This is a genomic window from Microcoleus sp. N3A4 (genome assembly GCF_036701805.1).
Lineage (GTDB): Bacteria > Cyanobacteriota > Cyanobacteriia > Cyanobacteriales > Microcoleaceae > Microcoleus.
This window is the reverse complement of the sequence record NZ_JAUBRJ010000008.1, coordinates 67,266-75,475: the sequence shown is the minus strand read 5'-3', so window position 1 is coordinate 75,475 and position 8,210 is coordinate 67,266. Positions and strand designations below refer to the sequence as shown.

Genomic DNA, 8,210 nt, shown 5'->3' with positions numbered 1-8,210 from the left:
TCGGAAGCGGAACCGCTGTATTTGCAAGCATTGGAAATAGACAGGCGATCTCTCCCAGAAGACCATCCCAGTTTAGCTGATGACCTCAACGATTTAGCCGGACTTTATAGTTATCAAGGCAGGTACTCGGAAGCGGAACCGCTGTATTTGCAAGCATTGGAAATAGACAGGCGATCTCTCCCAGAAGACCATCCCAGTTTAGCCATTCACCTCAACGATTTAGCCGGACTTTATCAATCCCAAGGCAGGTACTCGGAAGCGGAACCGCTGTATTTGCAAGCATTAGAAATAGTCAGGCGCTCGCTCCCTGAAGACCATCCCCGTTTAGCCACTCACCTCAACAATTTAGCCGGACTTTATAAATCCCAAGGTAGGTACTCGGAAGCAGAACCGCTGTATTTGCAAGCAGTGGAAATAGACAGGCGATCGCTCCCTGAAGACCATCCGGATTTAGCCACTGACCTCCACAATTTAGCCGAACTTTATAAATCCCAAGGAAGGTACTTGGAAGCGGAACCACTGTATTTGCAAGCAGTGGAAATAGACAGGCGATCGCTCCCCGAAGACCATCCCAGTTTAGCCATTAGCCTCAAGAATTTAGCCGGACTTTATCGTTTCCAAGGCAGGTACTCGGAAGCAGAACCGCTGTATTTGCAAGCAGTGGAAATAGACAGGCGCTCGCTCCCTGAAGACCATCCCAGTTTAGCCACTCACCTCAACAATTTAGCTTTACTTTATGAATCCCAAGGCCGGTACTCGGAAGCAGAACCGCTGTATTTGCAAGCAGTGGAAATAGACAGGCGATCGCTCCCAGAAGACCATCCCAGTTTAGCCATTCACCTCAACGATTTAGCCGGACTTTATCAATCCCAAGGCAGGTACTCGGAAGCGGAACTGCTGTATTTGCAAGCTGTGGAAATTCTTCGCAGCAAATTGCCTGAAAATCATCCTCATGTTCTCATAGTTTGGAAAAATTATGTTTGGCTGTGGCGGGAAGGAATCAGTAAAGGAATTTTGACATTTGAGCAATTGCAAGAACATCCTTTTGGGGAACAGTTATTAGTAGAACTTCAGGAATAAATAAAAATATCGCTCTCAGTTACAAATATTGTTAAAATGTACAATATGCAGCCTAGATTGTAGATAGTTTAGTCGAAAGGCAACGCAAACATTCTATAGGAAAACAAAAGGATAAAAAAATGGGCAGAGTTACCGCAACAATAACCGTCACTAACGAAGTAGACAAGATGCTAGCAGAAAGAGGGTTTATCCCCCCAGAGCAAATACGCTCTGTCACCATCGATAACGTCTTAGTAGATACAGGCGCAACTCGACTCTGTTTACCAGCAGATATTATCAGTCAATTAGGTTTAACTCTGGTTGGTGAAATCCAAGGAAATACAGCAATAGGATCGAGACAATTTCGTCTATTCAAAAATGTCAGTCTTGCCGTAGCTGGACGAGAAGGCAGGTATGATTGTGTAGAGCTTCCCGCAGGAGAAGAACCTTTACTCGGCTTAATTCCCCTCGAAGATTTGGGTTTAGAACCGGACTTGAAAAATCAGCGGTTGATTGTTTTGCCGACGGAGGGAAGCCAAAGTTATATTCGGGTGTAAAATCCACATGATTAACGTTAAATGCTTGGGTAGTCCTACATTAGAGCTTACTTGTCTCTGATTCATTGTTTAAAATCCCGATCGCAAAATTTGATAGTTTTTTGTTATTATGGGAAATAGTAGTTGACTCAAATAGGTGACTCAACGTAATGAACATATCCTTAACTCCCGAACTAGAGCAGTTTGTTCAGTCAACAGTCAATAACGGTAGATACTCATCAGCTTCTGAAGTGGTATGGGCTGCGTTACGGTTGCTAGAACAACGAGAAATGGAACGCTTGGTGCGTGTAGAGGAACTCCGCAAGGAAATAATGATTGGAATTGAAGCTTCCGATCGCGGAGAGGTTTTTGATGGTGAAGAAGTGTTAAGAGAACTGCGTGAGGAGATTCAGCAAGCTGATGAGGGTGAAAAATGAGTCGATACATTTTGAGTGCCCCCGCCAAGCAAGATTTAAGGGAACTCACGAACTATCTGTTGCAGTTTAGCGCCAATGCTGCGAACCATTTTCTTAATGTTTTTGAGGAAAAATTTCGTTTATTAGCAGATTTTCCAGAAATGGGGCGCAGTCGTGTAGATAAATATGTAATTTTTTACCGCGTTATTAAAAATGGTATCCAAATTGAAAGGGTGTTGAGTGGTTATAGAGATTTTGAGGATGTTTTTGTAGAAGACAGATAATATTATATTTTTGCACTAAAATGTCAGTCACTACTCACCAATTAATTCAGTGGAAACAGCAAGGGCGGTCAATTGTCGCCCTGACGGCCTATGATTATGCGATCGCCCAACTCATCGACAGAGCAGGCGTAGATATCATCCTAGTCGGCGATTCTCTGGCAATGCCCGTATTGGGCTACCAAACAACCCTGCCCCTCACCCTCGATGAAATGCTGCACCACGCTAAAGCAGTTCGCCGCGGCGTTGAACAAGCATTAATCGTGGTCGATTTGCCGTTTTTGACTTATCAGGAAAGTCCCCAGCAAGCCATGCACTCGGCGGGGAGAGTTTTGAAAGAAACAGGCGCTCAAGCTGTAAAATTGGAAGGCGGATATCCAGCAATGGCGGCCACAGTTTTGCAGCTAACATCCGCCGGAATTCCAGTTATGGGACACGTCGGTTTAACTCCGCAGTCGGTACACCAACTCGGCTACAAAAAACAAGGAAAAACTGTTGAAGCTGCCGATCGCATCATAGCAGAGTCGATCGCGCTTCAAGAAGCCGGCGTTTTTGCGATCGTCTTAGAACACATTCCCGCAGACTTAGCCGCTCAAATTACCCAAAAATTAACTGTTCCCACCATTGGCATCGGGGCCGGGCCGCACTGCGACGGTCAAGTTTTAGTTACTTCCGATTTGTTGGGACTTTCTGAAAAACAGCCACCTTTTGCTAAAGCTTATGTCAATTTGCGAGAGACAATTACCCAAGCTGTGAAAGATTATTCTCTAGAAGTTAGAGACGGAAAATTTCCCGATTTGTGAAGATTTTATAGCGATTTGCCGTTGGGCGGTGGCGGCTTTACGAGATTGCGGGTTTTAGGTAATTATTGTCGGTGCTAGATGTGAGTCATAACTGAGATATTGCACCATTCTCAATTAGCCTTTTATGAACAGGCTTTCCGGCCTGTTCCACAGGAAAATTCACTCTTTGTGGAACAGGCCGGAAAGCCTGTTATTGAAAGTGGAACAGGCCGGAAAGCCTGTTATTGAAAGTGGAACAGGCCGGAAAGCCTGTTATTGAAAATGGTGCTAGATGTGAGTCATAACCAACTTTGACAAACTTTGACATTCCTGCTAAAATTAGCTTAAATACATCACAACCTCAACTCAGCTATGAATGTATCGCTGACACCTGAATTAGAAAAATTTGTTCGGCAAAAGGTCAAAACTGGCAGGTATTTATCGGTTAGCGAAGTGATTCGGGAAGCATTGCGACTCCTTGAAGAGCGAGATATGCAGCGTCAAATGCGGATCGAAAAACTCCGCCGAGAAGTGGCTGTTGGTATTGAGCAATCAGACAGAGGGGAAATCTTTGATGGTGAAGAAGTAGTTGCAGAAATTCTTGAAGAAATAGAATTAGAAGAGCGGGCAATAAATGAGTAGGTATTTTCTCAGCACTCAAGCTAAGTATGATTTAAGGGAGATTAAAAATTATATTGCTCGCGATAATCTTGCAGCAGCAAGACGTTTTGTTGAAACCTTTAGAGACCAATGCAATTTAATTGCAAAATCTCCGAAAATGGGACGCAGTTATGAAGAACTAGCACCTGGGTTGCGCGGTTTTGCTATTGGAAATTATATCATCTTCTACCGTCCGATTGAAAATGGGATTGCAGTTGAACGTCTGCTGAGCGGCTACCGCGATCTAGAAGCTATATTCTCTGAAGACGGCGACAGCTAATTGACATTGAAAATTGGTCTGTCGCCTTGTCTCCCCACAATCGATCGCATTTGTGAAATCGAATCATCCCCAATTTATCTAATCCCCAGGCTTGCCCTCTTCGTCCTGATCTTTATCCTTCTCCTTCTGGGCAGCTTCATCATCAGCTAGACCTACCCCTTCCTTAAAACTCCGCAGCGTTTTTCCCAAAGCATTTCCCAACTCAGGAATTTTCTTGGGCCCGAAAATTAGAATAGCGACTACCGCAACAATGCCCAATTCGGGCAATCCCAGACCAAACATACACTCATCTCCTGTAAAACTTGCTCGATCGGCAAGTCGATCTGCTGATATCCTTAAAAGTATCTACCTTTTTTCCTGCATCCTGCAACAGTAGAATCAAGTTTTATTAAGCAATCGCCCGATAAATAGGAATGTTAGAAATATCCAAGCCTTCCCTGCGCGAGCAACAACACTACCTCATCCGCGAGTTAGCAGACCGGATGGAAGCAGTATGGCACCGCTATCTCGACCTCGAACCCTACTACCTGCCCGCTGAGTTGGGATACGTAGAAGGGCGCTTGGAAGGAGAAAAATTGATCATTGAAAACCGCTGCTATCAAACGCCCCAGTTCCGCAAAATACACCTCGAACTCGCTAAAGTCGGGCCGCTGCTGGATATCTTGCACTGCGTGATGTTTCCGAGGCCAAATTATGCTTTGCCGATGTTCGGTACCGATATCGTAGCGGGCAAAGGTCAAGTTAGCGCTGCGATCGCAGACCTTTCTCCCCTCAATCCCGATCGCACTTTATCAGAAATCTACCGAACCCAACTAAAAATTCTGCCAGTTAACCAATTTTCTTGTCCCCGCCAAATTCCCGACTGGGGGGATATCTTCTCAGAATTTTGCCTGTTTGTGCGGCCAGATTCGATCGAAGAAGAAAGCCGATTTTTGGATATTGTTGAATCTTATGTAGAAATTCATTGTAAGCTGGCAATTGCTTCTCAACCAGTCTCTGCCACTGAGGAGGAGAAAATTCTGGCGGCTCAAATTTACTACTGCACGCAGCAGCAACAAAACGACAAAACCCGTCGCGTACTCGAAAAAGCTTTTGGTCAAGATTGGGCAGAACACTACATGACTGAAGTGCTTTTTGATTTCCCTAAATAGTTGAGATTGATTTACAATACGTAATAGTGGGAGCGGCAAAACTCAATCAGAAAATCAGCTACCTCATACATCATGGGAAAGGAATCGAAAGTCAAGGACAAATCATTTTTAAAACCGACCGGGCGAGGAGTCCTGGGTTTAGCAGTTGCTGCCACTGTGATTACCACAGCAGTGGGTTTTTGGCAAGTATCTGAATTTAGAAAAGCTCAAGAGTTAAAGGCAGCAGCAGCAACCGCTACTGCAACCGCAGCCGCCACCCGCACCAGCGTTACGGCTTTGGGTAGGCTGACTCCCCAAGGGGAAGTGATTAAATTGTCGGCCCCTTCGGCTTCTGAAGGCGCGCGGATTGAACAATTGCGGGTGGAAGAGGGCGATCTAGTCAGTCAAGGACAAATTATAGCAGTTCTCGATACGCGCGATCGGCTCGAAGCCATTCTCCAACAAGCCGACAAAGAAATCAAAGTCAAACAAGCAGAATTAGCAAAAATTCAAGTAGGTGCAAAAACAGGCGTTATCGGCGCTCAAAAAGCAGAAGTTGCCAAGTTTCAAGCTCAAGTGCAAAGGGAAACCGAAGGCGAAGCAGCCAATGTCGCTCGCTTAGAAGCTCAACTGCGGAGAGAAACCGAAGCCGAACAAGCTAACGTCGCTAAGTTCGAGGCACAACTGCAAAGAGAAACCGAAGCCGAACAAGCTAATCTTGCCAAATTTGAAGCACAACTGCAAAGAGAAACTGAAGTACAGCAAGCCAAACTTGCTAGGCTAGAAGCTCAATTGCGGGGCGAAAGAGCCTCTCAAAACGCTACAGTCGATCGCCTCAAAGCAGAATTGAAAAATGCCGAAGCCGAGCAACAACGCAACAAAGAACTAGCCGAAACTGGTGCAATTTCTGCTTCAGTTTATGACACAAAGCGCTTAACTGTAGATACGGCTCGTGAAAAAGTCAAAGAAGCTGAAGCGATATTAGAAAAAACCGTGCAAACTCTGCAAGAGCAAATAGTCGAAACCAAAGCAATAATTAAACAAACAGTAGAAACAGGCAACCAAGATATTAATCAATCTCGCGCCAATCTCAAACGCAAATTAGAAACAGGTAAGCAAGAAATTAAGGGCGCTATAGCCGCCCTCAACCAAAAAATAGAAACAGGACGAGAACAAATCAATCAAGCCGAAGCAATACTCAAACAAAAAGCAGAAACTGGCCAAGAACAAATCAATCAAGCAAAAGCAAATCTAGACCAAATTGGTGAAGTCCGTGCCGAAGACGTGCAAGCAGCCCAAGCATCCGTCGAAAGTGCGATCGCCGCCAAACAAAAAGCTCAAGTAGACTTAAACTTAAGCTACGTAAAAGCACCCGTATCCGGCTCCGTGCTAAAAGTTCACACCCGACAAGGAGAACGCATCCACGTTGACAATGGCATCGTAGAACTCGGCCGCACAGACCAAATGTACGCCATAGCAGAAGTGTACGAAACAGACATTGCAAAAGTACGAAACGGCCAGCGCGCTACCGTCACCAGCCCCGTTTTTGCAGGCACACTAGAAGGAACAGTCGCTCGCATCGGTAAACAAATAGGCAAAAAAGATGTCCTGAATACCGACCCTGCCGCTGACACCGATGCTAGAGTTGTAGAAGTGAGAATTCGCCTAAATCCAGAGTCTAGCAAAAAAGTTGCAGCCCTGACAAACTTACAGGTAGAAGTTAAAATAGAAATCTAAAAATCTGAAATAATGGCAAAAATACCGCTAGCTTGGGCACAGTTAACTCGCGAAAAAATGCGTTTAGTAATCGCGCTAGCCGGCATTGGATTTGCCGACTTGCTGATGTTTATGCAGTTCGGGTTTAGAGACGCGCTATTTGAAAGTTCCATCAGCTTTCATGCAAAGTTAAAAGGGGATATTTTTATCACCAGCACCCAATCTACGGCTTTAATAGCCATGAAAAGTTTTCCCCAGCGTCGCTTGTATCAAGCTTTGAGTTTTAATGGCGTTACAGGAATTAGCCCGGTATATTTAGGCTTTGGCTTGTGGAAAAATCCCGATCCCAACCAGCGCAATACCCGCCAATTGATGGTAATCGGTTTCGATCCCGCTAATCCCATTTTTGAGATGCCGGAAGTCCAGAATAATTTGGACAAAATTCAAATTTCGGATGTAATTTTATTCGACCAAGCTTCTCGCCCGGAGTTTGGGCCAGTAGCGGAATATTTCCAGCAGGGAAAGCCTGTGGAAACTGAAATAGATAACCGCCGCGTTACTGTAGAAGGGTTATTTACTTTAGGAGCATCTTTCGGTGCTGATGGGAATATTATTACTAGCGATTTGAACTTTCTGCGGATTTTTCACACTAGAAGAACTAAAGGTTTAATTGATATAGGAATTGTTCACTTGCAGCCTGGAACGGATGTCAAGGCAGTTATTGAAAAAATGAGAGCAACTTTGCCAAAAGACGTGACAATTGCTTCCAAGGAAGAGTTTGTAGCTTTTGAAAAAAAATATTGGGAAGAAAGCACCTCAATCGGATTTGTTTTCACTCTCGGCGCGGCAATGGGATTTATCGTCGGGATAGTGATTGTTTATCAAATTCTTTATACTGATGTTACCGATCACTTGCCAGAATACGCTACGCTGAAGGCAATGGGATACAAGGATATTTACTTTTTGACTGTGGTATTTCAAGAGGCTTTGATTCTGGCAATTCTTGGCTATTTGCCTGGGTTTGGGGTTTCTATGCTGCTGTACAATTTAGCGAGAAGTGCTACGAGTTTGCCGATGTACATGACTTTGATGAAAGCTGGAACTGTTTTTGCAATGACAGTTGTCATGTGTTCTGTTTCGGGGGCGATCGCAGTTAGGAAGTTGCAGGGGGCTGACCCGGCAGATATTTTTTAATGAAGGAAGGCACGACACAGATTTTAACACGGATACACGGATTGAAGAAGGAGGAATTATGAAATAACTAATAACTAATAACTCATAACTCATAACCAATAACTAATAACCAATAACCAATAACCAATAACCAATAACCAATAACTCACAACCAAT

General features: G+C 44.4%; 11 protein-coding genes. 10 read left to right on the top strand and 1 reads right to left on the bottom strand.

The features are described 5' to 3' along the window. The 7 genes from QUA56_RS07145 to QUA56_RS07115 all read left to right on the top strand — a co-directional run. The coding region (locus tag QUA56_RS07145; RefSeq protein WP_333355063.1) for a tetratricopeptide repeat protein at positions 1-1,080 on the top strand (1,080 nt) is incomplete at its 5' end. A 119-nt stretch (positions 1,081-1,199) separates the two neighbouring features. Next, complete coding sequence (locus QUA56_RS07140; RefSeq protein ID WP_333355060.1) at positions 1,200-1,616, top strand: retroviral-like aspartic protease family protein; 417 nt, start codon at positions 1,200-1,202, stop codon at positions 1,614-1,616. 149 nt (positions 1,617-1,765) lie between these two features. Then, positions 1,766-2,032 (top strand): type II toxin-antitoxin system ParD family antitoxin, encoded by a 267-nt coding sequence (locus QUA56_RS07135; RefSeq protein ID WP_333355057.1) that lies wholly within the window; start codon positions 1,766-1,768, stop codon positions 2,030-2,032. After that, complete coding sequence (locus tag QUA56_RS07130; RefSeq protein ID WP_333355055.1) at positions 2,029-2,295, top strand: type II toxin-antitoxin system RelE/ParE family toxin; 267 nt, start codon at positions 2,029-2,031, stop codon at positions 2,293-2,295. The genes QUA56_RS07135 and QUA56_RS07130 overlap by 4 nt, the downstream gene beginning before the upstream one ends. A gap of 20 nt (positions 2,296-2,315) precedes the next feature. Further along, positions 2,316-3,095, top strand: a complete 780-nt coding sequence (gene panB / locus QUA56_RS07125; RefSeq protein ID WP_333355052.1) for a 3-methyl-2-oxobutanoate hydroxymethyltransferase — start codon at positions 2,316-2,318, stop codon at positions 3,093-3,095. A 351-nt stretch (positions 3,096-3,446) separates the two neighbouring features. Beyond that, positions 3,447-3,716 carry a type II toxin-antitoxin system ParD family antitoxin gene (locus tag QUA56_RS07120; RefSeq protein WP_333355050.1) on the top strand — a complete coding sequence of 90 codons (270 nt, stop codon included), beginning with the start codon at positions 3,447-3,449 and terminating at the stop codon, positions 3,714-3,716. Next, on the top strand, positions 3,709-4,014 hold the full coding sequence (locus tag QUA56_RS07115) for a type II toxin-antitoxin system RelE/ParE family toxin (RefSeq protein ID WP_333355047.1): 306 nt from the start codon (positions 3,709-3,711) through the stop codon (positions 4,012-4,014). The genes QUA56_RS07120 and QUA56_RS07115 overlap by 8 nt, the downstream gene beginning before the upstream one ends. Before the next feature lie 78 nt (positions 4,015-4,092). Here QUA56_RS07115 and tatA read toward each other — a convergent pair whose 3' ends face one another. After that, positions 4,093-4,296 (bottom strand): twin-arginine translocase TatA/TatE family subunit, encoded by a 204-nt coding sequence (gene tatA, locus QUA56_RS07110; RefSeq protein WP_333355044.1) that lies wholly within the window; start codon positions 4,294-4,296, stop codon positions 4,093-4,095. 131 nt (positions 4,297-4,427) lie between these two features. Between tatA and QUA56_RS07105 the strand changes: the two genes are divergently transcribed. From QUA56_RS07105 to devC, 3 genes are all read left to right on the top strand, one after another. Further along, the gene (locus QUA56_RS07105; RefSeq protein WP_333355041.1) at positions 4,428-5,165 is read left to right on the top strand and encodes a phycocyanobilin:ferredoxin oxidoreductase; all 738 of its coding nucleotides are present in this window, start codon (positions 4,428-4,430) and stop codon (positions 5,163-5,165) included. Between the two features lie 72 nt (positions 5,166-5,237). After that, the gene (locus QUA56_RS07100; RefSeq protein WP_333355038.1) at positions 5,238-6,881 is read left to right on the top strand and encodes an HlyD family efflux transporter periplasmic adaptor subunit; all 1,644 of its coding nucleotides are present in this window, start codon (positions 5,238-5,240) and stop codon (positions 6,879-6,881) included. A 12-nt stretch (positions 6,882-6,893) separates the two neighbouring features. After that, complete coding sequence (devC, locus tag QUA56_RS07095; protein WP_333355036.1) at positions 6,894-8,054, top strand: ABC transporter permease DevC; 1,161 nt, start codon at positions 6,894-6,896, stop codon at positions 8,052-8,054. Positions 8,055-8,210 lie beyond the last annotated feature (156 nt).

What these genes read in the sequence shown, in the direction of transcription:
- QUA56_RS07135 (WP_333355057.1), top strand. Translation starts at nt 1,766, where the DNA reads ATGAACATATCCTTAACTCCCGAACTAGAGCAGTTTGTTCAGTCAACA.
- QUA56_RS07130 (WP_333355055.1), top strand. Translation starts at nt 2,029, where the DNA reads ATGAGTCGATACATTTTGAGTGCCCCCGCCAAGCAAGATTTAAGGGAA.
- devC (WP_333355036.1), top strand. Translation starts at nt 6,894, where the DNA reads ATGGCAAAAATACCGCTAGCTTGGGCACAGTTAACTCGCGAAAAAATG.
- QUA56_RS07105 (WP_333355041.1), top strand. Translation starts at nt 4,428, where the DNA reads ATGTTAGAAATATCCAAGCCTTCCCTGCGCGAGCAACAACACTACCTC.
- QUA56_RS07120 (WP_333355050.1), top strand. Translation starts at nt 3,447, where the DNA reads ATGAATGTATCGCTGACACCTGAATTAGAAAAATTTGTTCGGCAAAAG.
- QUA56_RS07115 (WP_333355047.1), top strand. Translation starts at nt 3,709, where the DNA reads ATGAGTAGGTATTTTCTCAGCACTCAAGCTAAGTATGATTTAAGGGAG.
- QUA56_RS07100 (WP_333355038.1), top strand. Translation starts at nt 5,238, where the DNA reads ATGGGAAAGGAATCGAAAGTCAAGGACAAATCATTTTTAAAACCGACC.
- QUA56_RS07140 (WP_333355060.1), top strand. Translation starts at nt 1,200, where the DNA reads ATGGGCAGAGTTACCGCAACAATAACCGTCACTAACGAAGTAGACAAG.
- tatA (WP_333355044.1), bottom strand. Translation starts at nt 4,296, where the DNA reads ATGTTTGGTCTGGGATTGCCCGAATTGGGCATTGTTGCGGTAGTCGCT.
- panB (WP_333355052.1), top strand. Translation starts at nt 2,316, where the DNA reads ATGTCAGTCACTACTCACCAATTAATTCAGTGGAAACAGCAAGGGCGG.